Origin of the sequence: Kitasatospora sp. NPDC098663 (assembly GCF_044760075.1) — a bacterium.
In the GTDB taxonomy this organism is placed as follows: Bacteria; Actinomycetota; Actinomycetes; order Streptomycetales; family Streptomycetaceae; genus Kitasatospora.
The window spans coordinates 76,445-94,226 of the sequence record NZ_JBIWAP010000019.1; the positions used below are offsets into that span (position 1 = coordinate 76,445).

Genomic DNA, 17,782 nt, shown 5'->3' on the forward strand with positions numbered 1-17,782 from the left:
GCAGGAGCAGCCGGCGTGACTCCCGTGGGACGGGATGGGGGAGGGACAACGATGGATCCGGACGGGCCGGACGTGCGCGAGGTCGTCGCGGCGCTGGTACGGCAGGAGGAACCGAGCAGGCCCGGGCCGCCCGCGCTGGTGGTGCCCGAGGGCACGGCGGAGGAGGTGACCGCCGCAGCCCGGCGGCTCGCCCTGCGGGCGCTGCCGACCGAGCGGTGGAGGCCGGAGCCCGCACCGGGGCTGCGGGAGCTGGCGGCGGCGCTGGTGGTCGACGAGCACCCCTCGGCACCGGCCTGGTCGGCGGCGGAGCGGGAGCAGCTGGCGACCTGGGTCGCGGTGCTGATCGAGCACCGGGGGGAGGACGGGGTCCAGGAGCTGGTGCGCGTGCTCAACGAGGCCTGAGGGGTGGCCTGGTGGCCATGAGGCGGCCGGGAGATGGCCGCCAGGTGGCCGGGAGGTGGCCGTGCGGAGTCCTGGCCTGCGGCCCGGCCGTGCGGGGCCGGGGCGTTGGCGGATCGTTGGTGCGGCCTTGGCGGCTGCGGGCAGTCTGCTGCTTGTAGCCGCCGGGGAAGTCCGGTCGGTGTGTCGCCCTGCCCTTGCCCGATCTGAGAGGCCGCGCGTGTCGAAGCAGCCCGTCGCCCAGCCCACGTCCGTCGCCCAGCAGCCGCCCGTCGGCCCGCCGGCCGGCACGGACCCGTCGGCCACCACGGGATCCGCCCCCGCGCCCGGCACGCCGAAGGCGGCCCGCCCGACCCTCGACCCGGACACGCTCGCCGAGATCCACCGGCTGCACGGCGGTTACCTGCTGCGGGCGCTGCTGCGTGCCACCGGCGGCGACCGGGGCAAGGCCGAGGACATCCTCCAGGAGACCCTGCTGCGGGCCTGGCAGCACCCCGAGGCGCTGGCGGCCGGTGCCGAGCAGAGCCGCCCCTGGCTGTTCACGGTGGCCCGTCGGATCGCGATCGACCACTACCGGATGGCCGCCGCCCGCGCCAAGGAGGTGATCGGCGAGCCGCTGGAGGACCGCCCGCTCGCCGAGGACCCGTACGAGCAGGTGGTCGTCGCCCGGGACATCGCGCTGGCCCTGCGCCGGGTGCAGAAGCACCACCGCGAGGTGCTGGTCGAACTGCACCTGCGGGACCGCTCGGTGGTGGAGGCGGCGGCCCGGCTCGGGGTGCCGCCGGGGACGGTCAAGTCCCGCAACTTCTACGCGATCCGGGCGCTGCGCCCGGTCCTCGCGGCGGAGCACGGCTACGGCCCGGCCGACGGCCGCGGCCAGGCGGCCGCGCTCGACCGCCCGGGTGCCGCCGTCTCCCGCTGACCATTGACTGCTGACCGTCGACCGGCTCCCCGTGGCGGCCACCCGGCGCCCGGGTGGCCGCCACGGGGAGCCGGTCAGTGCCGGTACGGCGCGCGCGAGTTCAGCGACTCCTCCAGGCTGGTGGTGAACTCGCTCCGCACCCCGGCCAGTCGATCGTGGCAGCGGAAGCGGTCGAGCGCCGAGCGCAGCCGGTCCAGGGCCTCCAGTTCACGGCCCCGGCTCAGCAGGTAGGAGGCGTGCGACTGTTCGGCGATGGCCTGGAGGTAGAGCAGGCCCGCCTCCTCGCAGCCGGCCAGCAGCCGGTGCCAGGCCAGGTCGACGGTCTCGCCGCGCCCGTGCGGGGGCAGGGTGTGCGCCTCGGTCAGCATCGACCACAGGTGGATCGAGGTGACCGGGCGGGCGGGCAGCAGCTCCCTGGCCTCCCGGGCCTGCCGCAGCGCGCCCTGCCGGTCCCCGGCCAGCAGGCTCACCCAGCTGTGGTGGACCAGGGCGACGGCCAGCGGCCGGGGGTCGCCGGACTCCACGGCCAGTGCGGCCGAGCCGGACGCCAGCCGGGCGGCCTCGGTCGCGCCGCCCAGGATCGCGGTGATCAGCGCCTGGGTGGCGAGCGCGCGGGCGTACGCGGCGCGGCCCGCAGGCCCGGTCGCGGCCTCGCCGGCGGCCACCGCCCGGCGCGCGGCCTCGGCCGCCTCCTGACGGCGTTCCAGCCCGAGCAGCGCGTTCGCCCGGGCGCCGTGCAACTGGGCGGCGGCCAGCTCGTCGTCGCACCGCTCGGCCGCCCGGACGCCCGCGCGCAGGCAGCCCAGCCAGTCGGTGAACCGGCTGGAGCCGTAGTACAGCGGGCCGGCGGCCTGGGCCAGCCGCCAGACCCGGCCCGGGTCGTCGGCGGTGCCGGTGATCAGCGCGCGGATCGCGGGCTCCTCGGCCTGGAACCAGTCCAGCGCGGCGCGGATGCCGTCGGCCGGCGGCAGGGCCCGCGGCGGGTGGACGAGCGTGTCGAAACCGTCCTGGCCCGGCTCGATGAACTCGCCGCCCTGCCGCAGCGCCGCCTGGTAGTAGTCCAGCAGCCGTTCCCGGGCGAGGCGCCGGCGCGGCTCGGGCTGCTCGGCGAGCAGTCCGGCGCTGAACAGCCGGACCAGCTCGGCGCGGCCGTAGCGCCCGGGCGCCGCACCGGTGAGCAGGTGGTGGGCGGCGAGTTCGCCGAGCGACCGGCGGGCGGTGGCCGGGTCGGTGCCGAGCACGGCGGCACTGGTCAGGGTGTCCACCTCCCGGCCCGGGTGGGCGGCCAGCAGGGTGAGCAGCTCGGCGGCGCCGGGGGAGAGGCGGCGGTACGTCAGGAGGAGTTCGGTGGTGACGCCGGTCGCGCCGTCGGCGTCCAGGACGGGCAGCCTGGTCTGCTCGTCGGCGAGTTCGGCGACGAGTTCGGCGATCGTCCAGTCCGGGCGGGTGGCCAGCCGGGCCGCGGCGATCCGCAGGGCCAGCGGCAGGTGGTCGCAGAGCCCGGCCAGTTCGGCGGCGGCGGCCGGTTCGGCCCGCAGCCGGTCGGGGCTGATCGCGCGTTCCAGCAGCCGCAGGGAGTCGTCCTGGGGCAGCGGGGGCAGGCGCAGCAGGGCCGCGCCGTCGGCGGCCACCAGCCCCTCCAGCGAGCCGCGGCTGGTCACCACGGCGGCACAGCCGGGCCCCTGCGGCAGCAGGTCGGCGACCTGGTCGGCATCGGCGGCGTCGTCCAGGACCACCAGCAGGCGCCGCCCCCTGGTCCGGTCGCGGTAGAGCGCGGCCCGGTCGTCCCGGTCCTCGGGGACGGCGCCCTCGGAGACCCCGAGGGCCCGCAGGAAGCCGCCGAGGGCGGCCTCCGGGTCGGCCGGCCCGGCCGGGTCGAGGCCCCGCAGGTCGGCGAACAGCTGCCCGTCCGGGAAGTGCGGGGCGCGGCGGTGCGCCCAGGCGGTGACCAGCGCGCTCTTGCCGGCCCCGGCCGGTCCGACCACCAGGGCCAGGCCGTCACCGGCGCGGTCCGGGCCGCACTCGCCGTCCAGCCAGTGGCCCTCGCTGTCCCGGCCGACGAAGTCGACCGGGCGGCGCGGGAGTTGACGGGGCACCCGGGGCGCGGCCGGAGGGGCCGCCGAGCGGGCCGGGGCCGGCTGCTCGGCACGGCCCCCGGACAGCACCTCGGCCAGCGCCGCCTGGAGCGCCGGGCCGGGCCGGATCCCCAGCTCGCGGTCCAGCCGCACCCGGGCCTGGTGGTAGGCGGACAGCGCGTCCGCCGGCCGGCCGGCCTGGTGCAGGCAGCGCATCAGCAGCGCCACCAGCTCCTCGCGCAGCCCGTCGGTCCGCACGTGCTGCTCCAGAGCCGGCACCGCCGCCACCCCGCTGCCCTGGCGCAGCCGCAGCCCGGCCCAGCTGAGCACGGCGGCGGTGCGGGCCTGCTCCAGCTGGTCGACCACGGCCGCGCGCACGGTGGTGTCGGGCAGGTCGGCCAGGGCCTCGCCGCGCCACAGCCGCAACGCCTGCTCCAGCAGCGCGATCGCCTGTGCGTCCGCCGTGGCGCAGCCGAGTCCGGCCTGCTCGGCGGCCCGGTCGGTGAGCGCCTCGAAGCGCAGCGCGTCCACCTCCTCGGCCGGACCGGCCAGCAGGTAGCCGGACGAACGGGTGTGCAGCACGAACGGGGTGTCGGCGATCGCCTTGCGCAGCGCCGCCACGTGCCCCTGCAAGGCGGCCCGGGCGCTGGCGGGCGGCCGCTCGCCCCACAGCAGCTCGCAGAAGCCGTCCACCCCGACCACCCGGCCCAGCCGCAACGCGAGCAGCGCCAGGATCGCCCTGCGCTGCGCCCCCGGCAGCGAGGCGAAGCCGTCCGCCCCGGCCCGCAGCTCCACCGGGCCGAGGAGCCGAATCCGCACCAGTACCCCCACTTCACCCACGATGAGCAGGGCGTCCCCCCGCCCCATTGACGTCCGGGGCGTGCCCCGGGGTGGAGCAGTGTAGTGCCCTGAAGTGTCCTGTTCGCGCCAGATCGCCCACTCGCCGGGCGCTGCCGGGTGGCGGCGACCGGCGGAACGGACGTCGAGCCCGGGCCCTGCGGATCCTGCCGTGTCCGGGTCCGACCCGACAAGATCCACCAGATCCGAGCAGACCCCATCCGGCCGCGTGCACGCGACCGGACCAGGCCTATCCTCTGACAACGCCGGGAAGACGCCGGAGGTTGTCGTCGGCGGCGGATCCGATCGGCGACAGGGGAGGAGAGGGCCGCATGCACATCGATCTGCTCGGGCCGGTCGCGGTACGACGGGACGACGGGACGACGGTCACACCCTCGGCCCCCAAACGCCGCGCGCTGCTGAGCACCCTCGCCATCCGGCTCAACCAGACCGTCGGCACCGACGAGCTGATCGAGCTGGTCTGGGACGGCGACGCGCCCCCCACCGCCCGCGCCGCGCTCCAGGGACACGTCGCGGCCCTGCGCCAACTGCTCGACTGCCCCGGCCTGACCCTGGGCACCCGCGGCGCCGGCTACCTGCTGGCCGGCGACCCCGACCGGGTGGACCTGCTGCACTTCCGCGGGCTCTGCGACCGGGCGGGCGTGCTGCGCCCCGCCCCGGCCGCGCCCGCCGCGAGCACCGAGCCCGAGCCGCACGATCCGGCCGTGCCCCTGCTGCGCGCCGCCCTGGACCTATTCCGCGGCCCGGCCCTCGTCGACTGCGGGTCCGTCCTGCTGCGCGAGCGCACCCTGCCGCACGTCACCGACCTGCGGCTGCGCGCTCTGGACCGGCTCGCCGAGGGCCTGCTCGGGGCCGGCCGAGGCGGCGAGCTGGCCGCCGAGCTGGCCGAGGCGGCGGCCGCCCACCCGACCCGGCAGACGCTGGTCGCCCGGCTGGTCCGCTGCCTCGACCAGGCCGGCCGCCGGGACGAGGCGGCGGCCTGGTACGACCGGGCGGTGGCCCGGCTCTCCGGCCCGCCCGGCCCGGAGCTGCGCCACGCCGGTGAACGGTCGGCGGACGGCCCCGAGCGGGACGCGCCGCCCAGACCCGCCCGGCTTCCGCGGCGCGGTGCGCCGGACCGCAGGTTCACCGGCCGGTCGGCCGAATTCGCCCGGCTCGACGAGGCCCTGGCCGCCGCCGTCCGGTCCGGCCACCCGATCCTGGTCACCGGACCGGCCGGGGTCGGCAAGACCAGTCTGGTCCAGCACTGGGTGCAGCGGTCCACCGCGCACTTCCCCGACGGAGTCCTGCACGCCGAGCTGGGCGGCTTCGACCCGGCCGGTCCCCGCGAACCCGCCGACGTGCTGGCCGGGTTCCTGCTCGCCCTCGGCGAGCCGGCGGGCGCCCTGCCCGCCTCGCCCGAGGAGCGGGAGCAGCGCTACCGGGAACTGCTGGCCGGCCGCCGGCTGCTGATCGTGCTGGACGACGCGCGCTCGTACGAGCAGCTCGCCCCGCTGCTGCCCGACCCGCCCCCGCCGGGGAACGGCCCGACCCGGGACGGGGACGGGGACGGGGGCGGGGGCGCGGACGGGGGCGGGGACGCCGGCGCCCGCGGTACTCCCGTCGTCATCGTCACCAGCCGCTGCCGACTGCGCGACCTGCTGGTCCGCGACGGCGGCATCCCGCTTCCGCTGGGCGCCCTCGGCGCCGAGGACGCGGCCGAACTGCTCGCCCGCACCCTCGGCCCCGCCCGGGTCGCCGCCGAACCGCAGGCGGCCCGAGACCTCGCCGCGGCCTGCGACCACCTGCCGCTCGCCCTGCGGCTGGCCGCCGCCCGGCTGGCCGCCCGCCCCGGCTGGACCCTGGGCGACCTGGCCGCGGAACTCGCCGACGAGCAGACCGGCCTCGCCACCCTGGCCGGCACCGATCGCGGCCCGATCGGCGTCACCACCGCCCTGGACCACACCTACCGGACCCTGCCGCCCGCCCCCGCCCGGCTGTTCACCTTGCTCGGCCTGCACCCCGGCGCGGTGATCGACACCGCCACCGCCGCCGCGCTCGCCGACCTGCCGCCCGCCACCACCCGCACCCTGCTGGCCCGGCTGGACGCCGTCCACCTGCTGGAGGAGGCCACGCCCGGCCGCTACGCCCGGCGCGAGCTGGTCCGGCGCTACGCGGCCGGGCAGGCCGCCGAACTCACCTGCGACGACCGGTTCGTCGCCCTCGACCGGCTGATCGCCCACTACCTCGCGGTCACCGCGGCCTGGACCACCGGCGGCCGCACCACCGCCGCCTGGACGCCCGAGGGCGGCGGTGCGGCCCCGGCGGAGGCGGCCGCCTGGTTCCGCCGCGAGGAGAGCGCCCTGCGCGCGGTGGTGGTCTGCGCCGAGCAGTTCGGCCGGACCGCCGAATCCTGGCAACTCGCCCACCGGATAGGCCTGCTGTACGAGACCACCGGCCACGACCGGACGCACTGGCGCGCCGTCACCGAGGCCGGCCTGCGCGCCGCCCACGGCTGCGCGGACCAGGCGGCCGTCGCCCGGCTGGCCACCGACCTCGCCGTCCTGCACGTCGACCGCGGCGCCCATCGCACCGCCGTCCAGCAGCTGGAACGGGCCGTGGCCGCCGCCGACCGGGCCGGTGACCCACTGCTGCGCCACCAGTGCCGTGCCCGGGTGGCCGGTGCGCTGCTGCGGGCCGGGCGCTACGACCAGGCCCTGCCGCTGATGACCGACCTGGTGAGCGCCGCCCGGACCCCGGCCGTCGGCGGCCTGCTCGTCCGCGCGCTCACCGACCTCGCCGACGCGCTGGTCCTGGCGGGCTCCCCCGGCCCGGCCCTGGCCCACGCCGACGAGGCCGTCCGGGTCGCCACCACCCGCTCCGGCGCCGAGGCCGTCCTCGCCACCCAGAGCCGGGCCCGCGCCCTGCACGCGCTCGGCCGCCGCGACGCCGCCCTGTCCACGGCCCGACTCGCCGTCGCCCTGGGCCGCACGGTCGGCGACTCCGGGCTGGAGTCCCGCACCCACGGCCTGCTGGCCGACCTGCTGTGCGAACTGGGCCGCACCACCGAGGGCGCCGTCGCCAGACGGCAGGCGGCCCGGGCCCTGGCGGCGGGGGAGCGCTGACGGTGCGCCGCCCCGCCGTCGCGGCAGCAGCCCTGCTCATCCCGCTTGTCCCACCCGTCCCGCCGGCTCCGCCCGGCCCGTCCGATCGGCACAACCGCAGGCGGAACTATGGGCAGAACCAGCACGCACGGCCGTCCCGCCAGCGCGTGGGACGCCGCGGCCCGCACCGGGGTGCCCGGCACCTGAGCTGGGCGCTCGATGCTGGGAAAGAACTGGGTACGAGGCATACTTCTGCCCGGGCATACTTCTGCCTGGGACGGTCGACCAGGCACAACGCCTGGCAGAAGTAACGGCGCTAGCAGGGGCGGGACATGACGGCTGTGAGCGACACGGGAGCGGGCACGGGGTCCGAGGGGGCCGGCGACTTCGGCCGCCTGCTGGCCGGGCACCGGGTGGCGGCGGGCCTGACCCAGGAGGAGCTCGCCGCGACGGCCGGCGTCAGCCTGCGCGCCGTCGGTGACATGGAGCGCGGCCGCACCCGCGGGCCGCAGCGGCGCACCGTCCGCGCCCTGGCCGAGACGCTGGGCCTGGACGCCCCGCAAACCGCCGCGCTGGACCGGGCCGCCCAGGGCGGCCGCCCCCGGGGGACCAGGCCGGTTCCGGCCGCCGCCCCCACCCGCGGGCCGGCCGCCCCCGTCCCCGTCCCCGCCCCCGTCCCCGCCGGACCGGTCGAGACCGGGGACGCCGCGCCCGCCGCCCCGCTCGTGCCGGGCGCGCTCGCGCTGCCCCGCGACATCGCCGACTTCACCGCCCGCGAGGACGCCCTCGCCCTGCTGGCCGAGCTGGCCGAGGACGACCGACCCGCCCACCCCCGGGTGGTGCTGATCAGCGGCCAGCCCGGCCTGGGCAAGACCGCCTTCGCCCTGCACGCCGCCCACACCCTGGCCCCCTTCTTCCCCGACGGGCAGCTCTCGCTCGACCTCGGCGGCATGGCCGCCACCCCGCTCTCCGCCCGCGACGCGCTCGGCCAGGTGCTGCGCGCCCTGGGCGTCGCCGACAACGCGGTGCCCGCCGGGACGGAGGAGCGGGCCGGCCTCTACCGGGCCCTGGTGCGCGAGCGCCGGCTCGTCCTGGTCCTGGACAACGCCGCCGACGAGAGCCAGGTGCGCCCGCTGCTGCCCGGCTCCGGGCCCGCCGTGACCCTGGTGACCAGCCGCAACGCCCTGCCGGGCCTGGAGTCGGTGCTCCGCCTGCGGCTGGACGCCCTGGCCCCGGGCGAGGCCGCCGACCTGCTGGCCCGGATCGCCGGCCGCGAGCGGATCGACGCGGCGCCCGACGCCACCGCCGAACTGGCCCGGCTCTGCGGCTACCTGCCGCTCGCGCTGCGCATCGCCGGGCAGCGGCTGGTGGCCCGCCCGCAGCAGCCGGTCAGTCATCTGGTGCGCCAACTGGCCGCCGAGGAAAACCGGTTGGATCTGCTGGAGACCGGGGACCTGGCCGTCCGCCCGGCCTTCGCGCTGTCCTACCGGCGGCTGCCGGCCGAATCCCAGCTGGTGCTGCGCCGTTCCGCACTGACCGCCGGGCACGACTTCACCGCCGCCGTCGCCGCCGCCTACGCGGGCCTGCCGGTCGGCCGGACCGAACTCGTCCTGGAGCAGCTGATCGACACCGGGCTGGTGCAACTCGCCACCCCGGAGCGCTACCGGCTGCACGACCTGGTCCGGCTCTACGCGGGCGAGCGGCTCGGCGCCGACGAGGGCCCCGAGGCGGTGGCGCAGGCCCGGGCCAGGGCCGGTGACTGGCTGCTGAACCGGGCCGCCGAGTACGGCCTGCGGTTCGACCCGGACCACGCGACGGCGGACCCCGACACCGATCCCGACGCCGACGCGGACCGCACCGGCCCCCCGGTGCCGCTCACCGAGGCGGCGCGCTGGCTGGAGGAGGAGCACCCGGAGTGGCTGGCCGCCCTCCACCAGGCCTTCGCCGCCGGCCGGCACCGGGAGGTGATCGACACCGCGGAGGCCATGCACTGGTTCTCCGACCGGCTGCTGAGCTGGGACATCTGGGCCGAGGTCTTCCAGCTGTCGGTCGACGCGGCCCGCGCCTGCGGTGACCAGCTGGCCGAGGCCGTCCACGTCAACTACCTGGCGTGGACGTACGTCACCTGCCTGCACCGCTACCAGCGCGGCATCGACCTGGCCAACGAGGGGCTGGAACTGGCCCGCCGGATCGGCGCCCGCGAGCAGGAGGGCTGGGCGCTGACCTACCTCGCGGCGGGCCTTCGGCACCTGCACCGGCACCGGGAGGCCATCGACGCCTACCACCGGGCCGCGGACACCTTCGCCGAGGTCAACAGCCGCTCCGGCTGGATCGGCCGGCTGGTCACGCTGCGCGGCGCGGCCAACTGCCTGCGCGACTCGGGCCGGGCCGAGGAGGCGGTGGAGTCCCGCCGGCGCGCGCTGGCCGGCGCGTTGGAGCTGGTGGAGCGCTGGTCCTCGCCGCTGATGCACCTGGCGGCGGCGATGACGGCACACGAACTCGGCCTGGACCGCGCCGCGCTGGGGCGCTGGCCGGCCGCCGAGAAGGCCTACCGGCAGGCCCTGACCCACTACGGGGAGATCGGCCGGCCGGACAGCATGACCAAGACCCTCACCGAGCTCGGCACCGCCCTGATCGAGCAGGGCCGCGCCGAGGAGGCCCGCGAACTCCTCACCGAGGCGCTCACCGACCTCAGCGCGGACGGCCCCCGGCAGGGGCGGCGCCGGACGGGGTGAGGCGGGAAGCCGGGAAAGCCCGGGGCCCGAAACGCGCACACCCGCACGGCGGATGGGCCGTGCGGGCGCGTGAGCGGCGGACTGTGCGGGTCGGTCAGATCCGGGTGTCCTCGACCACCGGCAGCGTGTGGTTCTCGGCGAAGGCGCTCGGGGCGAACGAGTTCCGCGGCGCGACGGCCGGCTTCTTGCCGCAGAAGGCCGGCTCCAGCGCGTTCATCAGGCCCTGCGTCACGGAGCCGTTGTTGGAGGCGTTGGCGAACACGACGACGGAGCGCTTGCCGTCCGGGGTGGCGAACGACTGGGTCTGGAAGCCCTGGACGATGCCGCCGTGGCCGTACACGTCACCGCAGGTCAGCGAGATGCGGCGCAGCCCGAGGCCGTAGCTGATCTTGGCGGTGGGGGTGGCCAGGGCGGCCGTCATCTGCTTCAGCGAGTCGTCCGAGACCAGCCCGCCGGAGCTGCCCGCCATCAGCGCGGTGAGGAAGTGGTCGAGGTCGGCGGCGTCGGAGATGACCGCGCCGGCCGTCCACACCCAGGAGCCGGTCTGCTCGGTGGAGTCCAGCAGCGGCTTGGTGCGGTCGTCGTTGGTGAGGTAGCCGGTGATGTGGGGGCCCTGGATCGTCTGGTCGGGCACCACGAAGGAGGTCTTGCTCAGGCCCAGCGGCTCGATGATCCGCTCGCGCAGGACGTCCTCGTAGGGGCGGCCGGTGAGGTGCTCGACCGCGAGGCCCATCAGGACGAAGTCGGTGTTGGAGTAGGAGTACCGGCTCCCGGGCGTGTACTGCTGGCCGTGCTTGACGGACATCGCGACCAGGTCGCGCGGCGCGTACACGTTGGTGCGGATGCGCGCCTCGAAGGCGCTGGTGGTCTCCTCGCCGGCCTGCTCCAGCAGGTCGTTGGTGTGGTCGTAGATCCCGGCGCGGTGCTCCATGACCTGGCGGCCCGTCATGGTCCAGGTGTCCGGCAGGGTGCCGGCCGGCAGGTAGTCGCGCAGCGGCTTGTCGAGGTCGATCAGGCCCTGCTCCGCCAGCTGCATCACGAGAACGGCGTTGAACATCTTGCTGTTGCTGCCGACCCGGAACCTCCACGAGGAGTTCATCGGGGTGCCGTCCAGATCGGCCTTGCCGACGGCCAGCGACCGGGTGGACTCGGCGTCGCCGTGGTCGCGGATCACCGCGAAGGCGCCCGGGGCGCCCGCGTCGGTGGTGGCCTGGAGGGCGGCGCGCACCGCGGCCGTGTCCGGGGTGGGTGCGCTGGTGGTGCCCTGGTCGGCGGCCACGGCCTGCGCGGCTCCGGTCGCCAGCAGGACGACACCCGCGGCCGCCACCGCGAGCGGACGCAGAAGGCTGATCTTCGCCATGATCCTCTGTTCTCTCACTCGGCTGACGCGGCGTCCGGCCACGTCCTCGAAGATCCACTATCACCGGAGGGGCCCGCGGCTGGCAAAGTGAACCCGATCGGGTGCACCATCCGTTTCCCGACCCGGGGTCAAGGTTTTACCTGCTGTCGTCTACCCGCGTCGACCGATCCACCCGATGCTGTTCGGGCGCCTCGCGCGTGCTCCCGCACCTTCGCCCAGGCCTTCCCCCTCATCGATCGTGGAGTCCCGCATGCCCCTGGCCACCTCCGCGCGCCGGGCCGGCGCGCTGCTGCTCGCCGCCGCCGGTCTGATACCGCTGTCCGGCACCGCCCAGGCCGCCACCGCCGCCACCGCCGCCACGTACACGCCGATCGTGTTCCCGGACCAGGACCACGGCGTCGTCTACGACCTCATCAACTCGGCCACCCGCTCGGTCGACGTGACCATGTACGAGCTGCGCGACACCACCGCAGTCAACGCCCTGATCGGCCGCCAGCGGGCCGGCCTCACCGTCCGGGTGATCCTCGACGGCCGGCACACCTCGGTCAACGGCGCCGCCTACTCGGCCCTGCGGGCCGCCGGCGTCGGGGTGACGTACTCCTCCTCCGCGTTCGTCTACACCCACCAGAAGACCGTCACCGTGGACGGCGCCAAGTCCCTGATCCTGACCGGGAACCTGGACTCCACCTACTACTCCAGCAGCCGCGACTACGGCGTCGTCGACACCGACGCCAACGACGTCGCCGCGATCGAGCAGGTCTTCGCCGCCGACTACGCGCAGACCTCGATCACCCCCTCCGACGGCGACAACCTGGTCTGGTCGCCCACCGACTCGCAGGCCCGCCTGCTGGGCCTGATCAACGGCGCGCAGCACACGCTGGACCTGGAGCAGCTGGAGTTCGGCGACCAGGCCCTGGTCGACGCGGTCGCCGCGGCCGCCGCCCGGGGCGTCACCGTGCGGGTGGTGGGCATGAACCCCTCGTCCTACAGCAGCTACTTCGACCAGGTGGTCGCGGCCGGCGCCCAGGTGGTCACCTACTCCTCGACCACGGGCCTGTACATCCACGCCAAGGCGATCGTCGCCGACTACGGCACGCCCTCGGCCAAGGTGTTCGCCGGTTCGGAGAACTTCTCCGACAACTCGCTGAACAACAACCGCGAGCTGGGCCTGATCACCACCGACCCCGGCGTGCTGACCACCGTCGAGACCACCGCCGCCCGCGACTTCGCCAACGGCACGCCGTACTAGACGCCGTACCGGACCGGTTCGTCGCGCAGCCCTGATCGAGCGTCCGCGCCCGGGCCGCTCCCTATCTGAGGAATTGTCATGACTTCGTCCACCAAGCGCGGCCCCCGCCGCACCGCCACCGCCCTCGGCTCGGTGGCCGCGCTGGTCGCGGCCTCCGCCGGCCTCTGGGCCGCCACCGCCTCCACCGCGCAGGCCGCCGCGCTGCCCGCGCCCGACCACATCGTCGTGGTGGTGATGGAGAACCACGCCTACAACCAGGTCGTCGGCAGCAGCAGCGCCCCCTACCTCAACTCCCTGGCCACCGGCGGCGCCAACCTCACCCAGTCGTTCGGCATCACCCACCCCAGCCAGCCGAACTACTACGCCCTGTTCTCCGGCTCCACCCAGGGCGTCACCGACGACAGCTGCGTCTCCGTCGGCGCCCTCCAGGGCCCCAACCTGGCCTCCGAGGTCACCGCCGCCGGAAAGACCTGGGCCAGTTACAACGAGACCCTGCCCGCCCAGGGCAGCACCACGTGCAGCAGCGGCAAGTACGCGCAGAAGCACAACCCCTGGTTCGGCTTCGGCAACGTCCCGCTGAACTCGGCCAGGACCTTCGCCCAGTTCCCGACCGACTACACCACCCTGCCGAACGTCTCCTTCGTCGTGCCGAACCTCTGCAGCGACATGCACGACTGCTCGGTCGGCACCGGCGACACCTGGATCAAGAACAACCTCGGCGCCTACGCCACCTGGGCCAAGAGCCACAACAGCCTGCTCGTGGTCACCTTCGACGAGGACAACCGGCTCGCGGGCAACCGCATCCCGACCGTCTTCTACGGCGCCCACGTCACCCCCGGCAGCACCTCCGCCGCGACCTACAACCACTACAACGTGCTGCGCACCCTGGAGGACCTCGCCGGCGCCACCACCCACGCGGGCAACGCGGCCAACGCCGCTGACATCACCGGCATCTGGAACTGAGGCCAGTCGCTCGGACGATCCACCGGGAGCCTTCCCCGGACCACCGGCCGCCCCGCGCCCGCCGCGCGGGGCGGCCGTCGCGTCGAAGGTCGACGGCGGCACGGGGGCGGTGGTCGGGTTCGGCGACCACGAGTTCGCCGTCGCCGGGAGCCGGGTGCTGTTCCGCTTCCTGGACCTGGTCGAGTTCCTGCCGCACGAGTCCGCCGACGAGCAGCTGCCCGTGCTCCGGGCCGAGTTGGCCGCGCACGGTGGACCTTGGCGGAGGATTTGCGCGGTTCGCCCCGTACCGGACACGAACCAGTGACAGACTGAGGCGGACATGACCAGTCCTGGATCGGGGGTGGCCGTCCGTCAGCGGCGGCTGCAGGGCACCGACATCGAGGAGTACGTTTCTTGACCACTCACCTCAGGCACGGCACCGGCGCGCGGAAGGTACTGGCGCTGCTGGCGGCACTGTGCGGGATCGTCGGCCTCACCGCGCTCGGTGCGACCCCTGCGGCGGCGGCCGATTCGCGTCACGCGATCTACGCCATCGCGCACCGGGTCGACACCCTGGACGGGGTGGACGCCGCCCTCGGCCACGGCGCCAACGCCATCGAGATCGACGTCTGCGCCTGGTGGAACCCGAACGAATGGCGTGCCTACCACGACTGCTCCTCGGCCGGTGAGAACCGCCTGGGCCCCAGCTTCGACAGCATGATCGACCGCATCCTCTCCAACGCCAACGCCGGACGCCGGCTGTCGCTGGTCTGGCTGGACATCAAGGACCCGAACTACTGCGGGGAGCAGCCCAACCGCACGTGCAGCGTCGCCGGACTGCGCGACAAGGCGCAGCGGCTGACGGCCGCCGGGATCCAGGTGCTCTACGGCTTCTTCGAGTACCACGGCGGCAACACCCCGGACGTCGGCGGCAGGGGCTGGCAGAGCCTGGAAGGCAGGCTCGGCCCGCTGGAGGGCATCACGTCCACCGGCACCCGTGACCAGGTCCAGGGCGCCTTCAACCGGTCCGGCTCCGGATTCCCGGCCGGTCACCGGGCGATGGACTACGGCGACTCCGACATCACCAAGGGCTTCGGCAACTGCACGGAGGCCACCTACAACACGTGCGCGGAGCTGAAGAAGGGGGCGGGGGACCGCGCCGCCGGGCGGCTCGCGGCCACGCTGTCCTGGACGACCACCTACAACGACCCGTGGTACGTCGACAAGCTGCTCGGCGATGCGGGTGTGGACGGCATCATCGCGGGCTACGGCGCCTTCACCGGCGTGCGCGAGTACGACAACAGCTGGCAGTGCGCCAACGCCGTCAACCTCGTCCGCGACTGGGTGAACCGCCACAGCGGCACCCACCGCATGGCCAACAGCGGCGACCGCCTGTTCCGCTAGGGCTCTCCGCTGGCCTTGTCCGCCTGAAGGACATCCGCCGTCCCGCCCGCCGGCCGCCTGTGCGGCCGGCGGGCGGGACGGCGCGACGGCTAGCGGGTGACGGTCCACTGCTGCTCGGCGGAGCCGTCGCAGGTCCACACCCCGAGCTCCTTGTCGTCCTCGTGGTAGGTCAGGCAGTCCTGGTCGCTGATCCGGATCACGTACCGGTCGCCCGAGACGTTCTTCACCTCCCACTTCTGCTCCGAAGAGCCCTTCCACCCCTTGGTGTCGGCGAAGTAGGTGCCGGTGTTCTCGGTGAGGTCCCGCCCGAGCGCGTTGGTGATCCGGTAGCGGCCGCCGCCCGCGTCGCGGAACGTCCAGGTGCCGCCCGCGTCGCCCGGCTTCCCGGCGATCACCGAGGCGCCCTCGCCGGAGCCGGTGGCGACGGCGCCGAGGTTGTCGACGGTCCGCAGGTGCACGGGTGTGTTGAGCGCGGGCCGGCCGGATCCGGATCCGGTGCCGGTGCCGGTGCCGGTGCCGGGCTTGGTGCCGGGCTCGGCCGGATCGCCGGGCTTGCCGGTGTGGGGAGGCTTGGCCGGCGTGGCGGGCACCCCGGGGTCGTACGGCGTGCCGGGGTCCCGCGGCATCCCGGGGATGATCAGGGTGGCGGGCTGCCCGCCCGGCGCGGGAGTGCCCGGGTCCCTCGGTACGCCGGGGAACGCCATCGGGGAGAAGTTCACGACGCCGTCGGTGTGGTTGTAGCGCTGTCCGGCGCTGCCCGTGCCCCTCGGGTACGTCCAGGTGTGCTCGCGGGTGGTCCGGGTGAAGAGGCCGTAGAACCCCCAGTTGCCCCAGCCGCCGTCGAAGCCGTTGGCGAAGCTGCCGCCGCCGGCGAAGACCCAGATCCGGTAGGTCTGGTCCTCGCGCGAGGTCTTGTCGTGGTAGTCGACGTCGTACGTGAAGGCGACGTTCTGGAGGTTCTGCTCGTAGTTGTGGACGTACCAGGGGTCTCCGAAGGCGTTGTCGCCCTTGATGTTGAAGACCATGACGTTGTAGCTGCCGCCGGTCATCCTGATCAGCATGTCGAGCGTGCCCTGGACGTACTCGCCGCGGGCCTGGTTCTTGATCTCCGAGGTGCGCTTCGCCGCCTCGATGCACCACACCAGGCTGGTCGAGCCGGGAGTCACCGTGTTGGCGGCGTTGCAGTTCTCCTGGGCCGGGTCGTACGAGCCGTCGGCCATCGCGGGCCCCGCCAGAGCCAGGACGGCCACGGCACTCATCCCTGCGGCCAGGGCCGACAGCTTCTTCGTCGAACGCACGTGCTCTCCTTGCGAGTTCTGTGATGGGCGGGACAAAATATGGCATTCCGGTCAGCCGGTCAGTGCCACTTTGTCTCGATCCATACGCGTCCCTTGCGTAGGCCTGACGTCCGCGGTGCGCCGGCCCGAACCCGTGCGGGCGATTCCTCAAGCCCCTTGTGAAGGACGGGTGATCGGGCCGCCCGGGTTCAATGGTCCACGTCCGTCGGTCACGCTGCCCGGCCCTGGGGGCTCACGGCCCGTAGGCGGGGAGGCCCTTGACGGTGGAGGCCGGGGCCGGGGCGGCGGGGCCGGGATCCTGACGCCGGGTCAGAGTCCGAGGGCGGTGAGGCCGGGGTGGTCGTCGGGGCGGCGGCCGAGCGGCCAGTGGAAGAGGCGTTCGGCGGCGGTGATCGGCAGGTCGTTGATGGCGGCGTGGCGGTGGGCCATCAGGCCGTCGCGGTCGAACTCCCAGTTCTCGTTGCCGTAGGAGCGGTACCACTGGCCGGAGTCGTCGTGCCATTCGTAGGCGAAGCGGACGGCGATGCGGTCGCCGTCGTGCGCCCACAGCTCCTTGACGAGGCGGTAGTCGAGTTCGCGGTGCCACTTGCGGGTGAGGAAGTCGGCGATCTGCTCGCGGCCGGTGAGGAACTCGGTGCGGTTGCGCCACCGGCTGTCGGGCGTGTAGGCGAGGGCGACGCGCTGGGGGTCGCGGGTGTTCCAGGCGTCCTCGGCGGCGCGGACCTTCCGTCGGGCGGTCTCCGGGGTGAACGGGGGCAGGGGAGGGCGCTGTTCGGTCACGGGGTCTCCTCGGGTACGGCGGAGCCGACGGCGAGAACGGTCGTTCTCATCGTAACGGCTACCCTAGGAGAACCATCGTTCTCACGCAAAGGGCACGTCAGATGGACCAGCACGACCCGCGGGGCCTGATCCTCGACGCGGCCGAGGAACTGTTCTACGGGCAGGGCATCCAGGCGGTCGGCATGGACGCCGTCCGGGCGGCCTCCGGCCTGACGATGCGCCGGCTCTACCAGCAGTTCCCGTCCAAGGACGACCTGGTCGAGGCGTACCTGCGGCGCCGGGACGGGCGCTGGCGGGCGAACCTCGCCGCCTACGTGGCCGGCGCCGCCACGCCGCCGCGCGACCAACTGCTCGCCGTCTTCGACTGGCTCGGCCGCTGGTTCGCCGAACCCGACTTCCGGGGCTGTGCGTTCGTCAACTCCTTCGGCGAGCTGGGCGCCGTCTCGCCGGCGGTCGCGGCGACCGCCCGGCAGCACAAGGAGGAGTTCAACGCCTACCTCGCCTGCCTGGCCGAGGCCGCCGGCGCCCCGCCCGCCACCGCCGCCCAGCTGGCGCTGCTCGCCGAGGGCGCGATGACCACCGCTGCCGTGCACGGCGACCCGAGCGCCGCCGCCGACGCCAAGGCGGCCGCCCGCGTGCTGCTGGACGCCGCCCTGTCCCGCCGCACCTGACGGACC

13 protein-coding genes are annotated in these 17,782 nt (G+C 74.9%); 9 read left to right on the top strand and 4 right to left on the bottom strand.

Features of this window, described 5'->3' with window-relative positions; genetic code table 11:
• Positions 1-51 precede the first annotated feature (51 nt).
• Positions 52-402 carry a hypothetical protein gene (locus tag ACIQVZ_RS21510; RefSeq protein ID WP_350879512.1) on the top strand — a complete coding sequence of 117 codons (351 nt, stop codon included), beginning with the start codon at positions 52-54 and terminating at the stop codon, positions 400-402.
• A 217-nt stretch (positions 403-619) separates the two neighbouring features.
• Positions 620-1,321 carry a sigma-70 family RNA polymerase sigma factor gene (locus ACIQVZ_RS21515; RefSeq protein ID WP_402452089.1) on the top strand — a complete coding sequence of 234 codons (702 nt, stop codon included), beginning with the start codon at positions 620-622 and terminating at the stop codon, positions 1,319-1,321.
• Positions 1,322-1,395: 74 nt separating this feature from the next.
• Here ACIQVZ_RS21515 and ACIQVZ_RS21520 read toward each other — a convergent pair whose 3' ends face one another.
• Positions 1,396-4,215, bottom strand: a complete 2,820-nt coding sequence (locus tag ACIQVZ_RS21520) for a BTAD domain-containing putative transcriptional regulator (protein ID WP_402452091.1) — start codon at positions 4,213-4,215, stop codon at positions 1,396-1,398.
• Positions 4,216-4,565: 350 nt separating this feature from the next.
• On the opposite strand from ACIQVZ_RS21520, the gene ACIQVZ_RS21525 reads away from it, so the two are divergent.
• The gene (locus tag ACIQVZ_RS21525) at positions 4,566-7,358 is read left to right on the top strand and encodes a BTAD domain-containing putative transcriptional regulator (RefSeq protein WP_402452094.1); all 2,793 of its coding nucleotides are present in this window, start codon (positions 4,566-4,568) and stop codon (positions 7,356-7,358) included.
• Between the two features lie 311 nt (positions 7,359-7,669).
• The gene (locus tag ACIQVZ_RS21530) at positions 7,670-10,072 is read left to right on the top strand and encodes an ATP-binding protein (RefSeq protein WP_402452097.1); all 2,403 of its coding nucleotides are present in this window, start codon (positions 7,670-7,672) and stop codon (positions 10,070-10,072) included.
• A gap of 94 nt (positions 10,073-10,166) precedes the next feature.
• Here ACIQVZ_RS21530 and ACIQVZ_RS21535 read toward each other — a convergent pair whose 3' ends face one another.
• A complete protein-coding gene (locus ACIQVZ_RS21535) occupies positions 10,167-11,432 on the bottom strand; it encodes a serine hydrolase domain-containing protein (RefSeq protein ID WP_402452098.1) in 1,266 nt (421 codons plus the stop codon).
• Between the two features lie 250 nt (positions 11,433-11,682).
• Between ACIQVZ_RS21535 and ACIQVZ_RS21540 the strand changes: the two genes are divergently transcribed.
• The 4 genes from ACIQVZ_RS21540 (at position 11,683) to ACIQVZ_RS21555 (ending at position 15,027) form a co-directional block, all read left to right on the top strand.
• On the top strand, positions 11,683-12,681 hold the full coding sequence (locus ACIQVZ_RS21540; protein WP_402452100.1) for a phospholipase D-like domain-containing protein: 999 nt from the start codon (positions 11,683-11,685) through the stop codon (positions 12,679-12,681).
• Positions 12,682-12,759: 78 nt separating this feature from the next.
• On the top strand, positions 12,760-13,644 hold the full coding sequence (locus tag ACIQVZ_RS21545) for an alkaline phosphatase family protein (protein WP_350879500.1): 885 nt from the start codon (positions 12,760-12,762) through the stop codon (positions 13,642-13,644).
• 109 nt (positions 13,645-13,753) lie between these two features.
• Positions 13,754-13,948 (top strand): hypothetical protein, encoded by a 195-nt coding sequence (locus tag ACIQVZ_RS21550; protein ID WP_402452103.1) that lies wholly within the window; start codon positions 13,754-13,756, stop codon positions 13,946-13,948.
• 89 nt (positions 13,949-14,037) lie between these two features.
• Positions 14,038-15,027, top strand: a complete 990-nt coding sequence (locus tag ACIQVZ_RS21555; protein WP_350879497.1) for a phospholipase — start codon at positions 14,038-14,040, stop codon at positions 15,025-15,027.
• An 89-nt stretch (positions 15,028-15,116) separates the two neighbouring features.
• Here the strand turns inward: ACIQVZ_RS21555 and ACIQVZ_RS21560 are convergent, their stop codons facing one another.
• Together ACIQVZ_RS21560 and ACIQVZ_RS21565 are read right to left on the bottom strand one after the other, a co-directional pair.
• Positions 15,117-16,325: a hypothetical protein gene (locus ACIQVZ_RS21560; protein WP_402452105.1), complete on the bottom strand. Its 1,209-nt coding sequence runs from the start codon at positions 16,323-16,325 to the stop codon at positions 15,117-15,119.
• A gap of 309 nt (positions 16,326-16,634) precedes the next feature.
• Positions 16,635-17,105 (bottom strand): DUF1348 family protein, encoded by a 471-nt coding sequence (locus ACIQVZ_RS21565; protein WP_402452108.1) that lies wholly within the window; start codon positions 17,103-17,105, stop codon positions 16,635-16,637.
• Between the two features lie 101 nt (positions 17,106-17,206).
• On the opposite strand from ACIQVZ_RS21565, the gene ACIQVZ_RS21570 reads away from it, so the two are divergent.
• Positions 17,207-17,776, top strand: a complete 570-nt coding sequence (locus ACIQVZ_RS21570) for a helix-turn-helix domain-containing protein (RefSeq protein WP_350879494.1) — start codon at positions 17,207-17,209, stop codon at positions 17,774-17,776.
• The last annotated feature ends 6 nt before the right edge of the window (positions 17,777-17,782 follow it).

What these genes read in the sequence shown, in the direction of transcription:
- ACIQVZ_RS21525 (WP_402452094.1), top strand. Translation starts at nt 4,566, where the DNA reads ATGCACATCGATCTGCTCGGGCCGGTCGCGGTACGACGGGACGACGGG.
- ACIQVZ_RS21510 (WP_350879512.1), top strand. Translation starts at nt 52, where the DNA reads ATGGATCCGGACGGGCCGGACGTGCGCGAGGTCGTCGCGGCGCTGGTA.
- ACIQVZ_RS21570 (WP_350879494.1), top strand. Translation starts at nt 17,207, where the DNA reads ATGGACCAGCACGACCCGCGGGGCCTGATCCTCGACGCGGCCGAGGAA.
- ACIQVZ_RS21545 (WP_350879500.1), top strand. Translation starts at nt 12,760, where the DNA reads ATGACTTCGTCCACCAAGCGCGGCCCCCGCCGCACCGCCACCGCCCTC.
- ACIQVZ_RS21540 (WP_402452100.1), top strand. Translation starts at nt 11,683, where the DNA reads ATGCCCCTGGCCACCTCCGCGCGCCGGGCCGGCGCGCTGCTGCTCGCC.
- ACIQVZ_RS21535 (WP_402452098.1), bottom strand. Translation starts at nt 11,432, where the DNA reads ATGGCGAAGATCAGCCTTCTGCGTCCGCTCGCGGTGGCGGCCGCGGGT.
- ACIQVZ_RS21530 (WP_402452097.1), top strand. Translation starts at nt 7,670, where the DNA reads ATGACGGCTGTGAGCGACACGGGAGCGGGCACGGGGTCCGAGGGGGCC.